This is a genomic window from Streptomyces sp. NPDC006516 (assembly GCF_040611875.1).
Lineage (GTDB): Bacteria > Actinomycetota > Actinomycetes > Streptomycetales > Streptomycetaceae > Streptomyces.
In genome coordinates, this window is the sequence record NZ_JBEXPD010000010.1 from 78,116 (window position 1) to 97,093 (window position 18,978).

Genomic DNA, 18,978 nt, shown 5'->3' on the forward strand with positions numbered 1-18,978 from the left:
CCCTTCGCTACGCGCCCACGGTGCGGGCAGGGTCGAGTGAGGGCGCGCCGCGGCACAGCCCTTTCGGGCCCGCGAAAAGACCGTGCGGGGAGCGACTCCAATTCTTCCTGTCGTACCGGCGGGCGGCAACGAGCAATTGATGCGGCTGACGGGAATCGGACGGAATGGTACGGATATCCCTGCCCGTTCGGCGCCGGACGAAGCCACCTGTCATGCCTGGACGGCAAGGACCAGCGGAAACACCCCCTCAGCTCCGGCGCGGCGCAGCAGACGTGCGGCGACGGCGAGAGTCCACCCGGTGTCGGAGAGATCGTCCACGAGCAGCACGGGACCTCTCGCGGAGGCGAGGGCATCCGCCAGATCGGGTTCGACGACGAGTGCCTCGTGCAGCGCTTTCACCCTCTGCGCGCTGTTGGTCTGCGAAATCCGCAGATCCTCGCTGCCGGGCGCGTAGGTGACCGTGCCCAGCAGGGGCATCCGGCCGATCTCCGCGATACGGCTGCCGAGCGAATGGACGAGCTGCGGCCTTCGGCGCGAGGCGACCGTGACGACCCCCACCGGCCTCGGGGCGGCGTCCGGGGCGCCCGATGCCCAGCCGCCGGGTCCCTTCGCCCAGTCGCTCACGACGGTGACCACCGCGCTCGTCACGTCGTCGGGTACAGGGGTGTCCGGGGCCTGCGCCGCGAGGAGCGGACGGAGTCTGTTGCCCCATCCGATGTCCGAGAGGCGGCCGAGCGCCCGTCCCGGCAGGGCGATTTCGCCTGCCGGGATACGGCCCTTGAGGTCGATCCCCACAGCGGACAGGCCCGTGGGCCACATCTTGCGCGGCTCCACCTCGACACCGGGCCTGCCCAGCTCGCCCCGGGCGCCGTCGAGGGCCGTGGTGGAGACCTTGTCGTCGAACCGCGGGCCGGCGCAGTTGTCACAGCGTCCGCACGCGGTGGCCTCCTCGTCGTCCAGCTGCCGCCGGAGGAACTCCATGCGGCACCCGGTTCCTGACGCGTAGTCGCGCATGGCCTGCTGCTCGGAGGCACGCTGCCGCGCGACCCATGCGTAGCGCTCGGCGTCGTAGACCCAGGGTTCACCCGTGGAGATCCAGCCGCCCTTCACCCGCTTCACCGCGCCGTCGACGTCCAGCACCTTGAGCATCGTCTCGAGACGGGTGCGCCGCAGATCCACCAGCGGTTCCATGGCGGGCAGTGAGAGGGGCCGGCTGGCCTGCGCCAGGACATCGAGGGTGCGGCGCACCTGCTCCTCCGGAGGGAAGGCCACGGAGGCGAAGTACTGCCAGATGGCTTCGTCCTCCTTCCCCGGGAGCAGCAGGACCTCCGCATGGTCCACCCCACGCCCCGCGCGGCCGACCTGCTGGTAATAGGCGATGGGGGACGACGGCGAACCCAGATGCACGACGAAGCCGAGATCGGGTTTGTCGAATCCCATACCGAGCGCCGACGTCGCCACGAGAGCCTTGACCCTGTTGGCCAGCAGATCGTCCTCGGCCTGCTGCCGGTCGGCGTTCTCGGTCCGGCCGGTGTAGGACGCGACCGGATAGCCACACTGGCGGAGATACGCGGTGATCTCCTCGGCCGCCGCGACCGTGAGCGTGTAGATGATGCCGGAACCCGGGAGTTCCCCGAGGTGATCGCCCAGCCAGGCCAGCCGGTGCGCCGCGTTGGGCAGTTGCAGCACGCTCAGACTGAGGCTCTCGCGGTCCAGCGCGCCCCGCAGGACCAGCGCGTCCGTGCCCGCCCCTGTGCCGAGCTGCTCCGCGACGTCCGCTGTCACGCGCGCGTTGGCGGTGGCCGTCGTTGCGAGCACCGGTACGCCGGCGGGCAGATCGGCGAGCATGGTCCGCAGCCGGCGGTAATCCGGCCGGAAATCATGACCCCAGTCGGAGATGCAGTGGGCCTCGTCGACCACGAGCAGTCCTGTCGCCGCGGCCAGCTGAGGCAGCACCTGATCCCGGAAATCCGGGTTGTTGAGCCGCTCCGGACTGACCAGGAGCACATCCACCTCTCCCGCGGCCACCTCCGCCTGGACGGTCTCCCACTCCTCGGTGTTGGAGGAGTTGATCGTGCGTGCGCTGATACCGGCTCTCGCCGCCGCTGCCACCTGGTTGCGCATCAGCGCCAGCAGAGGCGAGACGATCACCGTCGGCCCGCTCCCCCGCGCACGCAGCAGTGAGGTCGCGACGAAGTACACCGCCGACTTGCCCCAGCCCGTCCTCTGGACGACCAGCGCTCTGCGCTTGTCCGCGACGAGAGCCTCGATGGCCCGCCACTGGTCCTCGCGCAGCCGGGCGGCGCCCGTGGCGTCCCCGACCAGGCGGGCGAGTACGGAGTCGGCCGAGGCCCTGAGCTCTGCGCGGTCTGCGTTGGTCATGCCCCCATGCAACCTGATGCCTGCCACAACTGCGAACGGCCCTGCTGTCCCTGTGGACAAAGTTATCCACAGGGGTCGCGGAAATCGGCGTCTCGCGGGACGGTCATGCCATGAACAACCACCACGAATCGATCGGCTCGTCCGACACACAGCAGATCACTCTGCGCGGTCCCGCCGAGCTGGCCGACGCGCTCCCGTACCTGATGGGGTTCCATCCGAACGACAGTGTGGTCATGGTGGCCCTGCACGGCGGGCGGGGCCGTTTCGGCGGGCGCCTCAGGATGGGGATCCCGAGTGCGCCCGGCGAGTGGGCGCCGGTGGCCGACCAGCTTGCGCAGTGCCTCGTCGCCGGCAGCGAGAAGCGTGAGGCCCGTCCCGACGCCATCGTCGTGTTCCTGTGCCAGGACCCGGCCGAGGGGGAGAGCGCCTCGCAGACCATGGAGCGGCTCAGGCCGTTCGCACAGCTCCTGCGCACCGCGTGCGGGGCGCTCGACGTTCCCGTACTCGAAGCGCTCTGCATCTCCGACGGCCGGTACTGGTCCTACTGCTGTCCCGATGCGCGCTGCTGCCCGGTCGAGGGGAACCCGTTGGCCCTGCCGGGCACCACGGTGATGGCAGCGGCGGCCGCGTACGCCGGGGTCCAGGTCCGCGGGACGCTCCGGGACATGGAGGCGCAACTCGCACCGGGGGAGTCCGCGCAGGCGCAGGAGCAGGAACGGGCGCTGGACTCCGCGGGGGCCGTGCTGGTGTCCCGCATCCTCGACGTCCACGGGAGGGGCGAGGTGGCGAGCGAGACCCTGGCGCTCGCCCGTGTCCTCATGAGGCGCCTCGAAAGCGCCCCGCCCGTCGGCGCCGCCGGATCGGACGCGGCCGACGACGCCCTGGTCACCCCGGAGGAGGCCGCGGCCGTGATCCTCGGCCTCCAGGACCGGGAGACCAGGGACAGGGCCGCCGAATGGATGGAAGGCCGCGAGGCCGAAACGGCGCTGAGGCTGTGGCGAGTGCTGGCCCGGCGGTGTGTCGGGCCGTACGTGGAACACTCAGCCGCTCCGCTCACACTGGCGGGCTGGGTCTCGTGGTCCACCGGCGACGAGTCCGCAGCCAGGGTGGCCCTGGGGCTCGCCCTGCGGGCCGACCCGCACTACACGTTCGCGCAACTGCTGCACCAGGCGTGCAACCAGGGCCTGGACCCGGAGACACTGCGCCGCTGTCTGCGCGAGGAACGCGGCTCGCGCGAAGCAGGGGAGAGGCACGGAAGCGGCGCTCAGGAGCCCGCTGCTCCACGGCAGGAGCGCGCCGCGGGGAAGCAGGAGCGCGCTGCCGGCCGGCAGGCGCGTACCGCCGGGCGGCCGGAGACGGGGAGCGATCGGCCACGGGCGCGCCTCCGGGCCGCGAAGCGGCCGCGGCGGGTGACGGATCGTCCCGCCCGTGTCGCGGCCCCTCGACCGGGCTCTGCCACGGCCAGGCGCCGGGCACGGGAGACCCGGCGCCTTGGGCATCAGAGCGCCGAGGGCCACATCTGACGAAGTCCTTCCGCCGGGCGGAGGAGGCCCGCCGCCGTCGGGCGGCCTGGTGGGTGGAGGCCAGGGCCGGGCATCACACGCCGAACAGGTGTCGCGCGGCAGGAACCAACATCGCGAAGGGAGTGTTTATCGTCAGGAAGACGACTATGATTTCGGCATGCCGCCCTACGACCCGTCGACCTTCCCGCCCTTCGCCGTCACCGTCGACCTGGTTGTCCTCACGGTGCGCCGTCACGCGCTCTGCGCGCTGGTGGTACGCCGTGGTGAATCGCCGTTCCAGGGCCGGTGGGCACTGCCCGGCGGATTCGTCAGGACCGATGAGGACCTCGGTGCGGCGGCAGCGCGCGAACTGGTCGAGGAGACCGGCCTCTGCGCCCACGACCCGGCTGCCCCCGCTGTGGGGAACGGCGCTCACCTCGAACAACTGGCGACTTACGGAGACCCCGGCCGCGATCCCAGGATGCGGGTCGTCAGCGTCGCGCACCTCGCGCTGGCGCCCGATCTTCCGGCCCCGCGAGCGGGTGGTGACGCGAACAGCGCTCGCTGGGCACCGGTCGGAGACCTGCTCGGGCCCGGGGGTGATTTCGGTCGTGACGGCGAGCAGTCCACGCCTCTGGCCTTCGACCACGCGAGGATCCTCGACGACGGGGTGGAACGAGCCCGCTCGAAGATCGAGTACTCCTCGCTGGCCACGGCTTTCTGTCCGCCGGAGTTCACTGTCGGCGAGCTGCGGAGGGTCTACGAAGCGGTGTGGGGAGTGGTCCTGGACCCCAGGAACTTCCACCGCAAGGTGACGGGCACGCCCGGCTTCCTCGTTCCCTCCGGCGGCACGACCACGCGGCAGGGTGGCCGCCCTGCCCAGCTCTTCCGAGCCGGTGCGGCCACGGTGCTCAACCCCCCGATGCTGCGACCGGAAGTCTGACCCCTGGTCCACCGGTCCACGAGACCGGCCCTCCGGACGGCGCCGAGAATCCGGCCGGGGTCGGCGGCCGCACCGGGTACGTGACCCCAGCCGGGCGGGCTGCCGCCGGGCCCGGACCGCGGTCGACGCCGAACCTGGGGCTCGCTACCTGGGGCGGCTCGGAACCATGACCGGCACCCGGGCGGGAACGGGGCCGGCAGCCGGGTCGGGGCCCACTTGGGTCCGACCCGGATGCGTCGGGCCGGGAGAAGCGCGCCCCACACCCTTCGCCGTCGAACCCACGGAGCGCCCCAGAGGCATCGGTGCACCAAAAGTCTGAAATGTCGCGTTATCTTGCTGGGGTACTCCACCCTGCCGCCGAGCGGTCACACCCTCTGCGAGAGAAGCGATGCTCCAGGCCATCGGACTCACCAGCGCTCCCCGTCGCGACGCCCTGCCCGCCGTTGACGACCTGACCTTCGAAGCTCCGTCCGGCAGTGTCACGGTGCTGCTCGGCGCTCCCGGCTCCGGGAAGAGCACCGCCCTCCGTCTGATGCTCGAACTCGAGGCCGGAAGGGGCGTCACCTATTTCCGAGGCCGTCCACTGCACCGCATCGGTCACCCCGCTCGCGAGGTCGGGGTGCTGCTCGGGGATGTGCCGGGCCATCCCGCTCGCACTGCCCGGGGGCAGCTCCGCATGCTCTGTGCGGCGGCGGGGGTCCCTGCGTCGCGAGCCGACGAGCTGCTCGAGGTCGTCGGTCTCGCGGGCCTCGGAGACCAGCGCATCGGGACTCTCTCGGCAGGCATGGACCGGCGGCTCGGCCTCGCCTCGGCGTTGCTCGGCGATCCCCACACGCTCGTCCTGGACGAGCCTGCCGAGGGCCTCTCGCCGCGCGAGAGGAGCTGGCTCCACGGGCTGCTGCGGGCGCACGCGGCCGAGGGCGGAACCGTGTTGCACACGACCAGTGACCCCAAGGAGGCCGCCCGCGCGGCCGACCGTGTGGTGACCATCCACGACGGGCGCCTCGTCGCCGATCAGGGCGTCGCCGACTTCTCCCGTACGCGCCTGCGGCCCCGGGTCGCGGTGCGGACCCCGCACGCCGCACGTCTGGCCGCCGTGATGAACCGGGAGGCGCGTGCTGCCCGGCGCTCCGTCGAGGTGGTGGCGGAGGACGGCAGCCGGCTGTCGGTGTACGGCAGCAGTTGCGCCGAGGTCGGCGACACGGCGTACCGGCACGGTGTCCCGGTGCATCAACTCGCGGATGAGACAGGGGACGCGGGGCCGGTCGCGCCGCCGGGCCGAGCGATGGCCGACGGTCACGTGAGGCAGGTTCCGCCCGGGCCCGCGTCGGCAGTGGCGATCTCGGAACTTCCCCCTCCGATCCCAGTCCGTCCGGCGCGTGGCCCGCTGCGGCCCTTGCGGTACGAACTGCGCCGCCTCTTCGGGGTGCGGACAACCGCCATGACCATGATGGCCGTTGTGCTTGTCTCGGCAGGTCTCTCCGTGGTGCTGGCGCGCTCGGGTCGCACGCCGTTGCCCGATCTGCTGGTCGCCTGGCCGGACCTGCTGCCCCTGCCGCCCGCCGCCTTCGCCGCCGGGCTGCTGGGCGCACTCTCCTTCGGCGACGAGTTCCGCTACCCGGCGCTCGCCGCCGGGCGGGGGACGGTGCCCCGCCGACTCGGACTTCTCCTCGCCAAGCTGGTCGTGTCGGCAGGCGTGGCGCTGTCGCTCGCTCTGCTCTGCGTACTGGCGGACGCCGAAGCTCTCCGACTCGTGTACGGCGCGGACTTGGTTTCGATCCCCGCGAATGCCACGCAACTGGCGCTCAGTTGGGCTGGCCTCTCCGTCGGCTGCGCCTGGGCGGGGCTCCTGGCGGCCGGAGTCTTCCGTCTCACCGGCGCCGGAGTCGCCGCGGTGCTCGCGGTGCCGGTGCTCGTCGTACCACTGGTGCAGAAGCTCCTCGCCGTTCCGGCCGCCCGTTCGATTGCCGGGCTGCCGGCGCGTCTGCGTGAACTCACCTGGCTGCAGTGGCCGAGCGAGACGGACCGGTGGGCCGTGGCCGCCGTGCGGGTCCTGACGCAGCCCGTGGGGCTGGCGCTGTCTCTTTCCCTGGGGGCTCTGATCTGCGCGTATGCATTCACCAGCCTGCGCGGCAGGGCACGTTGGTGACGCAGGGAACCAGCGCCCATGACACGCGGCCGTCAACTCCCCCGATAAGGAGTGATTTCCGTACATAGGGCGTCAATTGCAAGGCGAGTGCCGATCACCCTTTCGTGTGCTTTTCAGCAAAGACCTCAAGGGGTGGCTGAGCCGCGCCGAAAAAGACTCCGTGAGTACCCTTGCGCACACCATGATGACCGCCGCCCGCTCCGCCGACTCCGGCCTCGCCGGGCCGGGCGAACTCGACCGCTACCCCTACACGGAGGCGCCGGCCGGCGAGCGTGCCGCGCTGCGTTCCTGGGGCGGTGCCGAATCCGACTTGGGGCGGGCGAGCCGGCGCGGAGCCAGCCGAGGCCGTGGACTGCATGGCCAACTGGTCCAGCAGCTCGGCCAGATGATTGTTTCCGGCGACCTCGGTGCGGACCGGCCCCTCGTTCCTGAGGAGATCGGGCAGCGATTCGAGGTCTCCCGCACCGTTGTGCGGGAGTCCCTGCGCGTCCTCGAGGCCAAGGGCCTGGTCAGCGCCCGGCCCAATGTGGGCACCCGTGTCCGGCCGGTGAGCGACTGGAATCTGCTGGACCCCGACATCATCGAATGGCGGGCTTTCGGGCCGCAGCGGGAGGGTCAGCGCCGCGAGCTGGACGAGCTTCGCTGGACCATCGAGCCGCTGGCCGCCCGGCTGGCAGCCGGACATGGCCGGGAGGACATCCAGCAGCGCCTCGGCGACATGATCGAGATCATGGGGCACGCGATGGGGCAGGGGGACGCCATCACGTTCTCCCGCGCCGACGCGGAGTTTCACGCGCTGCTGATCCAGGCGGCGGGCAACCGCATGCTCGAACACCTCTCCGGGATCGTGTCGGCGGCCCTCCATGTCTCGGGTGGGCCCGTCACGGCCTGCGACCGGCCGGCGGAGACGTCGCTGGGCCACCATGCGCGCATTGCCGAGGCCCTGGCATCGGGCGATGCCGCAGGCGCCGAGGCCGCCATGCGGCAGCTGCTGCTCGGCCACCTGGACGGGGAACGGGTGGTTCCCGCGCCCCGCGAGCACTGAAGCACCACAAACCGGGGTATGCGGACCGTGTGCCGCCGGGCCTCCCGGTTCGGCGGCATAGTTGTACGGAGATGTGACCTCTGGTTCGGTTTGTCGCGAATGAGGTGTGACTGGGGCCACGCGAATTGGGCGTAACACTCCTCGAAACAGTGCGATGACCTAAGAGGTGACCGCCGCGGAAGGAATACAGCAGCCACGTAGTGCGCTGTGCAGTTCTGAGGCCAAGCCCGCGCCGTCGGCAACATCCCCAGCCGCCGGTCGTCGGTTCCAGCCCCTCCCAGGGCCGGACCGGAAGCCGTTTCCATCGTTCCGAGAGGTTGTTCGTGTCGGCCAGCACATCCCGTACGCTCCCGCCGGAGATCGCCGAGTCCGAGTCTGTGATGGCGCTCATCGAGCGGGGAAAGGCTGATGGGCAGATCGCCGGCGATGACGTGCGTCGGGCCTTCGAGGCTGACCAGATTCCGCCAACCCAGTGGAAGAATGTTCTGCGCAGCCTCAACCAGATCCTCGAGGAAGAGGGTGTGACGCTGATGGTCAGTGCCGCGGAGTCGCCTAAACGCGCCCGCAAGAGCGTCGCAGCGAAGAGCCCGGTCAAGCGCACCGCCACCAAGACCGTCGCGGCCAAGACAGCCGTGACCCGTACCGTCGCGGCCTCCGCCGCTCCGGCGGCAGAGAGCGCGGACGTGGCGGCCGACGACGCTGCCGTTGCCGCTCCTGCGAAGAAGACGGCAGCCAAGAAGACGGTTGCCAAGAAGACCGCCGCGAAGAAGACGGCGGCCAAGAAGACCGCCGCGAAGAAGTCCGGCAAGCAGGACGACGAGCTGCTCGACGGTGACGAGGCTGTCGAGGAAGTCAAGGCCGGCAAGGGCGAGGAAGAGGAGGGCGAGGGCGAGAACAAGGGCTTCGTCCTCTCCGACGACGACGAGGACGACGCGCCTGCGCAGCAGGTCGCCGTCGCCGGCGCCACCGCCGACCCGGTCAAGGACTACCTGAAGCAGATCGGCAAGGTTCCCCTCCTCAACGCCGAGCAGGAGGTCGAGCTCGCCAAGCGCATCGAGGCCGGCCTGTTCGCCGAGGACAAGCTCGCCAACGCCGACAAGCTCGCACCGAAGCTCAAGCGCGAGCTGGAGATCATCGCCGAGGACGGCCGCCGGGCCAAGAACCACCTGCTGGAGGCCAACCTCCGGCTCGTGGTCTCGCTGGCCAAGCGCTACACCGGCCGCGGCATGCTCTTCCTGGACCTCATCCAGGAGGGCAACCTCGGTCTGATCCGCGCGGTGGAGAAGTTCGACTACACCAAGGGCTACAAGTTCTCCACGTACGCCACCTGGTGGATCCGTCAGGCCATCACCCGCGCCATGGCCGACCAGGCTCGCACCATCCGTATTCCGGTGCACATGGTCGAGGTCATCAACAAGCTCGCGCGCGTGCAGCGCCAGATGCTCCAGGACCTGGGCCGTGAGCCCACGCCGGAGGAGCTGGCCAAGGAGCTCGACATGACCCCTGAGAAGGTCATCGAGGTCCAGAAGTACGGCCGCGAGCCGATTTCCCTCCACACCCCGCTGGGTGAGGACGGGGACAGCGAGTTCGGTGACCTGATCGAGGACTCCGAGGCCGTCGTCCCGGCCGACGCCGTGAGCTTCACGCTGCTCCAGGAGCAGCTGCACTCGGTGCTCGACACGCTCTCCGAGCGCGAGGCGGGCGTGGTCTCGATGCGCTTCGGTCTCACCGACGGACAGCCGAAGACGCTCGACGAGATCGGCAAGGTCTACGGCGTGACGCGCGAGCGCATCCGTCAGATCGAGTCGAAGACGATGTCGAAGCTGCGCCACCCGTCGCGTTCGCAGGTGCTGCGCGACTACCTCGACTAGATCGAGGACGGACATGGGCGGGGCCCGGAACCACTTCAGGTTCCGGGCCCCGCCCGTATCCGCATGCGGCTCGCACCGGCTCGGATGACGCTGAGTAGGCAACGTTCACCTCGGCGTCAGGAGTCCACATGCCCCGCCTTCTCGTCCGCGCCCTTCCCGCCGCATTCCTCCTGGCGGCCGCGGCGGCCGCGATACCGGTCGGCCCCCCGCCCCTTGCCGCTGCGGACAGCATCATCGTCGGCGGGAAGCCCGTCTCCGTCGCGGACAGCCCGTGGGTGGTGGCGCTGTCGAGCCGTGACCGGTTCGGAGGAACCCGTGGCGGTCAGTTCTGCGGCGGAGTCGCTGTCGGGCCCACCAAGGTGCTGACGGCCGCGCACTGCCTGAGGGAGGAGGTGCTGGGCGCACCAGTCCCGGAGATCCGCGACCTGAGGGTCATCGCCGGACGGGACGAATTGAGCGGTCCTGGTGGCCGGGAGATCTCCGTGCGTTCGGCGTGGGTCAATCCGGGCTATGACCCGCACACCAATGCGGCGGACCTCGCCGTGCTCACCCTGGCTCAGCCGCTTCCGGCAGGCAGTGTGATCCCGATGGCGGCAACAGGCAGCGCGGCCTACGAGCCGGGCACGAAGGCCACGGTGTACGGCTGGGGGGACACGACGGGCTACGGCGCCTACGCGTCCGGGCTGCGCGCCGCCACAGTGCGCGTACTCCCGGACGCCGACTGCGCGCGGGCGTACCCAGGCGGCTCACAGGGCCTGTACGACGCGTCGTCCATGCTCTGCGCCGGTGCCACCGCAGGCGGGCGTGATGCGTGCCAGGGGGACAGCGGAGGCCCGCTGGTGGCCCGTGGGCGCCTTGTAGGCCTCGTCTCGTGGGGCAGCGGCTGTGGAAGCCCAGGAAGCCCCGGTGTGTACACCCGCATCTCCGCGGCGATCCGGTGGATGGCCGACCGGAACTGACCGCGGACGGGCCGAAGGGTATGAGAACGGGCGGCTTTCCCTACTGGGAGGCCGCCCGTCGGCCGGTCCGGGACCGTACCCATGGCTCGTCGTGGATGCGAGGTGTCAGTGTTCCTCGTCGGCAGCACTGGCCTGCGCGGCAGTGAGCCGATCCGTCTCATCCTGTATTTCCGCGGCGATCTTCTTGAGTTCCGGCTCGAACTTGCGCCCGTGGTGGGCGCAGAAGAGCAGTTCACCGCCGCTGATCAGGACGACGCGCAGATAAGCCTGGGCGCCGCAACGGTCACAGCGGTCTGCTGCGGTCAGCGGGCTCGCGGGGGTCAGAACAGTAGTCACGTCGCCTCTTCTCTAGCTCGACGAGCTGTCGTACCAGGGTCAACATCCAACCAGGCCGAAAACGTTCCCGCTCGTGGCATTTCTTCGAAACTTCTTCTCAGGATGGCTGTCTGTTGCCGGTTGGCGGCGAATGTGCCGTATTGCGTAGCGCTACGGTTTCGCGTTGCTTGTGTGGGCCGGTCCGCCGGCTGGCTTGCCGGTTGTTCATGAGGACGTGCCCGGAGCCTAAATGGTTCATGCCTCGAAGGGAACGTGATGTGCACGTCACTCCAACGAATGATCGAACGCGTATGCGAGGCTGCACTAGCATGAGGATTCCCCCTGGGTGGCGTTACAACCGCTCTACCAGGCCTCGGTAGGCTCTCAGCGGCTACCGAGGCCGAGCCCGCTACCCACTGGGCCCCAAATGAAATTCAGCGAGGAGCGAACCGCGTGACCGCCGATTCCGTGCCGTCCACTGCGCTGCTGACCGGAGCAGGCGGCGCAGACAGGGACAGCTCCAACTACACCGCGCGGCACCTTCTCGTCCTCGAAGGGCTCGAAGCGGTGCGCAAGCGCCCCGGGATGTACATCGGGTCCACGGACAGCCGCGGGCTCATGCACTGCCTCTGGGAGATCATCGACAACTCCGTCGACGAGGCCCTCGGCGGCTACTGCGACAACATCGAGGTCATCCTCCACGACGACGGTTCCGTCGAGGTGCGTGACAACGGCCGGGGCATCCCGGTCGACGTGGAGCCCAAGACCGGGCTCTCCGGCATCGAGGTGGTCATGACCAAGCTGCACGCCGGCGGAAAGTTCGGTGGCGGCTCCTACGCCGCGTCCGGCGGTCTGCACGGCGTCGGTGCCTCGGTCGTGAACGCACTCTCGGCCCGGCTGGACGTCGAGGTCGACCGCAACAGCGCGACCCACTCGATCAGTTTCCGGCGTGGTGTCCCGGGCATGTTCACCGAACAGGGTCCGGACAGCCCGTTCGACCCCGCCAACGGGCTCCGCAAGGGAAAGCGGGTCCCGAAGACGCGTACGGGTACCCGGGTGAGGTACTGGGCGGACCGCCAGATCTTCCTCAAGGACGCCAAGCTCAGCCTGGAGACGCTCTACCAGCGGGCGCGCCAGACCGCCTTCCTCGTCCCCGGTCTCACCATCGTCGTGCGTGACGAGCGGGGCATCGACGGTGAGGGCAAGACGGAGGAGACGTTCCGTTTCGACGGCGGGATCAGCGAGTTCTGCGAGTACCTCGCTCAGGACAAGGCCGTCTGCGACGTCCAGCGGCTGAGCGGGACGGGAACGTTCAAGGAGACCGTGCCGGTCCTGGACGACCGGGGTCACATGACGGCCACCGAGGTCACCCGCGAGCTGGGTGTCGACATCGCCCTGCGCTGGGGCACCGGCTACGACACCAACGTCAAGTCCTTCGTCAACATCATCGCCACCCCCAAGGGCGGCACCCACGTGAGCGGCTTCGAGCGCTCCCTCACGAGGACGGTCAACGAGGTCCTGCGCTCCGCCAAGCTGCTGCGCGTCGCCGAGGACGACATCGTCAAGGACGACGCGCTCGAGGGCCTGACCGCGGTCGTCACCGTGCGGCTCGCGGAGCCGCAGTTCGAGGGCCAGACCAAGGAGGTGCTGGGCACCTCGGCGGCCAACCGCATCGTGGCCAACGTGGTCGCCAAGGAGCTCAAGGCGTTCCTGACCTCCACGAAGCGTGACGCGAAGGCCCAGGCCAGGGCGGTGCTGGACAAGGCGGTCGCGGCGGCCCGCACCCGCATCGCCGCCCGTCAGCACAAGGACGCGCAGCGTCGCAAGACCGCGCTCGAGTCCTCGTCGCTGCCCGCGAAGCTCGCGGACTGCCGCAGCGACGACGTGGACCGCAGCGAGCTCTTCATCGTCGAGGGCGACTCGGCGCTCGGTACCGCGAAGCTGGCCCGCAACAGTGAGTTCCAGGCGCTGCTGCCGATCCGCGGGAAGATCCTCAACGTCCAGAAGTCGTCCGTCTCGGACATGCTCAAGAACGCGGAATGCGGCGCCATCATCCAGGTCATAGGAGCGGGCTCGGGGCGCACCTTCGACATCGACGCCGCGCGCTACGGCAAGGTCATCATGATGACGGACGCCGACGTCGACGGTTCGCACATCCGCACGCTGCTGCTCACGCTCTTCCAGCGGTACATGCGGCCGATGGTCGAGGCGGGGCGGGTCTTCGCGGCCGTGCCCCCGCTGCACCGGATCGAGCTCGTCCAGCCCAAGAAGGGCCAGGACAAGTACATCTACACCTACTCCGACAACGAGCTGCGTCAGACCCTGCTGGAGCTCCAGCGCAAGAACGTCCGCTTCAAGGACTCGATCCAGCGCTACAAGGGCCTCGGCGAAATGGACGCGGACCAGCTGGCGGAGACGACCATGGACCCCCGCCACCGCACCTTGAGGCGCATCAACATCGGCGACCTGGAGTCCTCCGAGCAGATCTTCGACCTGCTGATGGGCAACGAGGTCGCCCCCCGCAAGGAGTTCATCACCAGCTCGGCCGCCACGCTGGACCGCTCGCGCATCGACGTCTGACGCTCTTCAACCGTGGGTGGAGAGCCTTCTCCACCCACGGTCGACCCTTGAGCCGATCCCTTGATCTCCCGACATCCGGGCAGGACGTACACCGGTGCTTCCGAGCTGCCCGACGGGCGCACGCCCAGGGAGGCCGAGGTGCTGGTTCTCATCGCGGATCGCACGCACGCTGCACATCTCACGGGCCACGGTGAAGACACACATCAAACGATCTCTTCGCCAAGACAGGGGCGCGCGGCAGGACGGGGCCGTGCGCTACGCGTACGGGCGTGGGCTTGCACAGCCGCCCGGCAGTTCCGTCACCTGAAATGGTGAAGCCCGGCGAATGATGTGCCCGGGATCTTCCCGATCTGCCCATTCTTGACTACGCGGCCGAAAAGGCTCGTGGACAAGGGAGTTGTCGGTGGAGAAGGAAGCAGGGCCGGACGCCGCAGTGATGCGGCTCGACGACCCGTGGGACGGGACGACGGCCACCGGATGGGGCGATCCGGAAGGTGTGGGAGGCATCGCGGCCGACGGACGGTCCCGGCCGGCCGGGCAGTCAGGCCACAGCGCGGCCGAGATCTATCTGGAGGTGCAGAGCAGCCCGGTGTTCCGTGAAGTGCGGCGCCGGTACAGGCGTTTCGTGGTGCCCGCGACGACCGCCTTCCTGCTCTGGTATCTCGCCTATGTCATCGCGGCCACCACGGCGCACGACCTGATGGCACGTCCCGTGGCCGGAGTGGTGAACGTGGCCATGGTCGCCGGGCTCGGGCAGTTCCTCACCACGTTCCTGCTCACCTGGGCGTATGTGCGTCATGCGCGACTGCACCGGGACCGTGCGGCGCTGGAGCTGCGGTGGGAGACGCAGGAGATGACAAGAGGGGCCGGCCGGTGAGAGGGGACCATCAGACTCTGGCGCTCGTGCTGTTCAGCGTGTTCATCGCCGTGACGCTCGGGATCACCACGTGGGTGAGCCGGAACAGGCACGGGTCCGCGGAGGAGTTCTATGCGGGCGGGCGGCTGTTCTCACCCATGGAGAACGGATTCGCCATCGCCGGTGACTACATGTCCGCGGCGTCCTTCCTCGGCATCTCGGGCCTGATCGCCCTCTTCGGCTACGACGGCATGCTGTACTCGGTCGGCTTCCTCGTGGCCTGGCTGGTGGTGCTGCTCCTCGTCGCCGAACTCGTGCGTAACTGCGGGCGGTTCACCCTTGCCGACGTGGTCGCGGCCCGCATGGCGGAGCGTCCTGTGCGCATGGCGGTGGGAACCTCGTCCGTCACGGTCTCGGTGATGTACCTGGTGGCCCAGATGGTCGGCGCGGGAAGCCTCGTCGCACTCCTGCTGGGCGGCACGAGTGACACCGCCCGCTCCTGGACCGTCGTCGGGGTCGGAGCGCTCATGGTGATCTACGTGTCGTTCGGCGGCATGCGGGCCACGACCTGGATCCAGATCGTCAAAGCCGTCCTGCTCATGGCCGGCGCGGTCGCGCTCACCGTGCTCGTGCTCGTACGTTTCCACGGCGACTTCAACGCCCTGCTCACCTCCGCCGCCGAACGCAGCGGTCACGGGCGGGACTTCCTCTCGCCCGGCCTCAGGTACGGCGAGAGCTGGACGGCGCGCTTCGACTTCATCAGCCTCGGCCTGGCGCTCGTCCTGGGCACGGCCGGTCTGCCGCACATCCTGTCGCGCTTCTACACCGTGCCCACCGCCCGCGCGGCCCGTCGCTCGGTCGTCTGGTCCATCGGGCTGATCGGCAGCTTCTACCTGATGACCATCGTCCTGGGGTTCGGAGCGGCGGCGCTGGTGGGCTCCGCGGAGGTCCGGGCCTCCAACGCCTCGGGGAACACGGCTGTTCCCCTCCTCGCGCTCGTGCTCGGGGGAGGAGAAGGCTCCACGGGCGGAACCCTGCTGTTCGCCGTCGTGGCCGCCATCGCCTTCGCCACGATCCTCGCGGTCGTCGCCGGCATCACGCTCGCCTCCTCCGCCTCGGTCGCTCATGATCTCTACGCCTCGTTCCGGCGCCCGGGTGCCAAGCAGCGCGGCGAGGTCGGCGTCGCCAGGGTGGCCGCGGCGGCCGTCGGAGTGGTCGCCATCGGGCTCGGCCTGCTCGCCCAGAATCTGAACGTCGCGTTCCTCGTGGGCCTGGCCTTCGCGGTCGCCGCCTCCGCCAATCTCCCGGCGCTGCTCTACTCGCTGTTCTGGCGCGGCTTCACCACGCGAGGAGCGGTCTGGGCCGTGTACGGCGGATTGATCCCGGCCGTGTTGCTCGTCCTGCTCTCACCCATCGTCTCGGGAAGCCCCACCTCGCTCTTCCCGGGAGTGGACATCGCCCTCTTCCCGCTGGAGAACCCGGGGCTGGTGTCGATTCCGGCCGGTTTCCTCGCCGGGTGGATCGGCACGGTCACCTCCTCGGTACCACCGGACGCGGCGAAGCATGCGGAGACGGAGGTCCGGTCACTCACCGGAGCGGGCGCGGCGTAGGGCTGGAGGGGGCGCTTCAGGCCCCCGTGGCCCACGTGTACCGGTGTTCCGGGCGGCCCGTATCGCCGTACTTGAGGGACAGCCGCACCCGCCCGGTGCGCTCCAGCAGCTTCAGATAGCGCTGAGCGGTCTGCCGGCTCATCCCGGCGCACTCGGCGACCTCCTGTGCGGAGAGGGGCCCCTCGGCGGCACGCAGGGCCTGGCGGACCAGTTCCGCGGTGGTGGGTGAATGTCCCTTGGGCAGGTCTGACCCTCCGGTCGCCCAGAGGCCCCCGAACAACCGGTCCACCTCCGTCTGCTCGGCCTCACCGCCGTTCTCGAAGGTACGGCGCAGTGCCGCGTACGCCTCCAGTTTCGTGCGGAGTCCGGCGTACGCGAACGGCTTGACCAGATACTGGAGCGCCCCGTGACGCATCGCCGCCTGAACGGTCGCCACGTCGCGGGCCGCCGTCACCATGATCACGTCGGCGTGATGCCCGAGCCCTCGGAGCTCACGCACGACGGCCAGGCCGTTGCGGTCCGGCAGGTAGTGGTCGAGCAGGATCAGGTCGATGGGCAGCTTCTCGACCATGGTGAGAGCTTCGGCCGCGGAGTGAGCCATGGCGGCCACCCGGAATCCGGGCACTTTGGAGGCGTAGGCCGCGTTGATCCGGGCCACCCGGACGTCGTCGTCCACGACGAGGACCTCGATCACGGGGCGTCTCCTGTCGTCGTCGGTCGTACAGAGGCCGGAGGCCCGGGGGGTGCCGGTTCGCCCTGGTGCACCGGTCCGCCCGGAGGCACCGGCTCGCGACGCGGCTCCGGTCCGGAAGGGGCTTCGGATCCTGGCGGGACGTGCGGTCCTGGCGGGGGCTGTGGGCCTGGCGGGGTCCGCGGTTCGCTCAGGGCCTCGGGGAGGACGACGGTGAACGTGGCCCCGCCCTCGGGGGCGTCCGAGACGGACACGGTGCCGCCCTGCCGCTCCGCGAACCGCCGCACCAGCGGTAGTCCCAGACCGCGCTTGCCGTGGGCCGGGAGTTCCTTGGTCGACCAGCCCTCGGTGAAGATGGACTCGTGGTCGCCGGCCGGTACGCCGGGACCGCTGTCCCGCACGCGCAGCACCACCGTACGGTCCTCGGCCCGCAGGTAGACCTCGATCCTGGCCTCGGCCGACCCCGCGGCCGCGTCCATGGCGTTGTCGACCAGGTTGCCGAGGACCGTGACCAGGCCGCGAGGGTCCACCAGGCTGTCCGGCAGCAGGGTCTCCGGGGCCATACGCAGGGCGACCCCCCGCTCCGCGGCCACGGTGGCCTTGCCGACCAGGAGCGAGGCCAGCAAGGGGTCGTGGACCTTCTCGGTGACCTGTTCGGCCGTCGCCCGGTGGACGCCCACCACTTCCGTGACGAACTCCATGGCGTCCCCGTACATCTCCAGTTCCAGCAGCCCCAGCAGGGTGTGCAGCCGGTTCGCGTGTTCGTGGTCCTGGGCGCGGAGCGCGTCGATCAGACCCCGGGTGGAGTCGAGTTCACGGCCGAGGTGCTCCAGCTCCGTACGGTCGCGCAGGGTGGCCACCGCCCCGCCGTCGTCGGTCGGCATCCGGTTGGCGAGAAGCACCCGGTTGCCCCGGACCGTCACGAGGTCGTCCCCGACCACCCGCCCGGCCAGCACATCGGTGGTCCTGCCTTCCCCCAGAGCCTCATCGAGCTGTTTGCCCGAGGCGTCGGGACCGAGGCCGAGCAGACGCTGCGCCTCGTCGTTCAGAAGCCTGATGCGCCCCGCGCCGTCGAGTGCGACGACGCCTTCGCGGATGCTGTGCAGCATCGCCTCGCGTTCGGTCAGGAGCGCCGAGATGTCGGAGAACGCCAGGTCGTGCGTCTGGCGCTGGAGACGGCGTGAGATGAGATAGGCGGCCAGGGCTCCCACGGCCAGCGCCCCGCCGGCGTATGCGAGCAACCCGGGGATGGCCGCGAGCAGCCGGGCCCGGACGCTGTCGTAGGCGATGCCGACCGATACGGCGCCGACGACCCGGTCCGTCGAGTCGAGGAGCGGCACCTTGCCGCGGGCCGAACGTCCGAGCGTCCCGCTGTCGATCTCCATCACGGACCTGCCCGAGAGGGCGGTGCTGGGGTCCGTGGAGACGACGCCGCCGATGCGGGACACGTCCGTGTGTGACCAGCGCACCCCACGCCGGTCCATGATCACCACGTACTCCGCGCCGGTCGACCGCCTGATGCGCTCCGCCGCGATCTGGACGGCACCGTCCTGGCGCGGCTCGGTGCTGAGCAGCGAGGCGGCGATCTGCGGTTGCGCAGCCGTACTCTGCGCGATCGCCAGTGCGCGGCGCATCGCCTGGTCGTCGAGCTGAGCACTGAGGGGTGCCAGGAACAGACCGGTGACAAGAACCGTGACGCCCGTGACGATGGCCAGCTGCATCAGCAGGACCTGCGAGAAGACCCGCTTCGGCCAGCCGAACCTGCGCGGTCCCCGGGGGACGATCGGTGGGGCGCTCATCGTATGAACGGTAAGGGGCGAAACGTCCTGACCGAAATTCCGTCCGCGTCAGGTCCGCATACCGGTCCGGGAACCGGTTCCGCATCCCGGTCAGGCACGCCGGTCCGCGCCCGTCGACCCGCCTCGGTCCGCGCGTACGCGGGCACGATCCGAAGGCCGGCCGTCGGGCCTGGCCCGGCGTGCCCCGAACCCCGCGCGCACCGGCTCTTGCCTCCGAGGGCCTTCGTCTGTGAGCGTTCTGTGGGTATCCACAGCCACGCAATCTGCTTGCGTATC

The 18,978-nt window shown here is 69.9% G+C and carries 13 protein-coding genes; 9 read left to right on the plus strand and 4 right to left on the minus strand.

The genetic code is table 11. From position 1 onward, the window contains the following. Positions 1–210: 210 nt before the first annotated feature. On the minus strand, positions 211–2,382 hold the full coding sequence (locus ABZY45_RS24740; RefSeq protein WP_356743074.1) for a RecQ family ATP-dependent DNA helicase: 2,172 nt from the start codon (positions 2,380–2,382) through the stop codon (positions 211–213). A 110-nt stretch (positions 2,383–2,492) separates the two neighbouring features. Between ABZY45_RS24740 and ABZY45_RS24745 the strand changes: the two genes are divergently transcribed. The 6 genes from ABZY45_RS24745 (at position 2,493) to ABZY45_RS24770 (ending at position 10,851) form a co-directional block, all read left to right on the plus strand. Beyond that, the gene (locus ABZY45_RS24745; RefSeq protein ID WP_356743076.1) at positions 2,493–3,905 is read left to right on the plus strand and encodes a DUF4192 domain-containing protein; all 1,413 of its coding nucleotides are present in this window, start codon (positions 2,493–2,495) and stop codon (positions 3,903–3,905) included. 157 nt (positions 3,906–4,062) lie between these two features. Beyond that, a complete protein-coding gene (locus ABZY45_RS24750) occupies positions 4,063–4,827 on the plus strand; it encodes an NUDIX domain-containing protein (protein WP_356743077.1) in 765 nt (254 codons plus the stop codon). 388 nt (positions 4,828–5,215) lie between these two features. After that, positions 5,216–6,976, plus strand: coding sequence for an ATP-binding cassette domain-containing protein (locus tag ABZY45_RS24755; RefSeq protein WP_356743078.1), 1,761 nt, complete (start codon positions 5,216–5,218; stop codon positions 6,974–6,976). A 181-nt stretch (positions 6,977–7,157) separates the two neighbouring features. Then, positions 7,158–8,021 carry a FadR/GntR family transcriptional regulator gene (locus tag ABZY45_RS24760; protein ID WP_356743385.1) on the plus strand — a complete coding sequence of 288 codons (864 nt, stop codon included), beginning with the start codon at positions 7,158–7,160 and terminating at the stop codon, positions 8,019–8,021. A gap of 323 nt (positions 8,022–8,344) precedes the next feature. Further along, positions 8,345–9,892, plus strand: a complete 1,548-nt coding sequence (locus ABZY45_RS24765; RefSeq protein ID WP_356743080.1) for an RNA polymerase sigma factor — start codon at positions 8,345–8,347, stop codon at positions 9,890–9,892. A gap of 128 nt (positions 9,893–10,020) precedes the next feature. After that, the gene (locus tag ABZY45_RS24770; RefSeq protein WP_356743081.1) at positions 10,021–10,851 is read left to right on the plus strand and encodes a serine protease; all 831 of its coding nucleotides are present in this window, start codon (positions 10,021–10,023) and stop codon (positions 10,849–10,851) included. Between the two features lie 105 nt (positions 10,852–10,956). On the opposite strand, the gene ABZY45_RS24775 is transcribed toward ABZY45_RS24770, so the two are convergent. Further along, positions 10,957–11,187, minus strand: a complete 231-nt coding sequence (locus ABZY45_RS24775; protein WP_014048767.1) for a hypothetical protein — start codon at positions 11,185–11,187, stop codon at positions 10,957–10,959. Positions 11,188–11,619: 432 nt separating this feature from the next. Between ABZY45_RS24775 and ABZY45_RS24780 the strand changes: the two genes are divergently transcribed. The 3 genes from ABZY45_RS24780 (at position 11,620) to ABZY45_RS24790 (ending at position 16,212) form a co-directional block, all read left to right on the plus strand. After that, positions 11,620–13,746 carry a DNA topoisomerase IV subunit B gene (locus tag ABZY45_RS24780; protein WP_356743083.1) on the plus strand — a complete coding sequence of 709 codons (2,127 nt, stop codon included), beginning with the start codon at positions 11,620–11,622 and terminating at the stop codon, positions 13,744–13,746. A 436-nt stretch (positions 13,747–14,182) separates the two neighbouring features. Then, entirely contained in the window at positions 14,183–14,623 is a 441-nt protein-coding gene (locus ABZY45_RS24785) for a DUF485 domain-containing protein (RefSeq protein WP_356743387.1), read from the plus strand. Continuing rightward, a complete protein-coding gene (locus ABZY45_RS24790) occupies positions 14,620–16,212 on the plus strand; it encodes a cation acetate symporter (RefSeq protein ID WP_356743084.1) in 1,593 nt (530 codons plus the stop codon). Before ABZY45_RS24785 ends, ABZY45_RS24790 begins: the two co-directional genes overlap by 4 nt. 16 nt (positions 16,213–16,228) lie before the next feature. On the opposite strand, the gene ABZY45_RS24795 is transcribed toward ABZY45_RS24790, so the two are convergent. Beyond that, a complete protein-coding gene (locus tag ABZY45_RS24795; protein WP_356743086.1) occupies positions 16,229–16,906 on the minus strand; it encodes a response regulator in 678 nt (225 codons plus the stop codon). Further along, positions 16,903–18,702, minus strand: coding sequence for a sensor histidine kinase (locus ABZY45_RS24800; protein WP_356743088.1), 1,800 nt, complete (start codon positions 18,700–18,702; stop codon positions 16,903–16,905). The genes ABZY45_RS24795 and ABZY45_RS24800 overlap by 4 nt, the downstream gene beginning before the upstream one ends. Between the last annotated feature and the right edge of the window lie 276 nt (positions 18,703–18,978).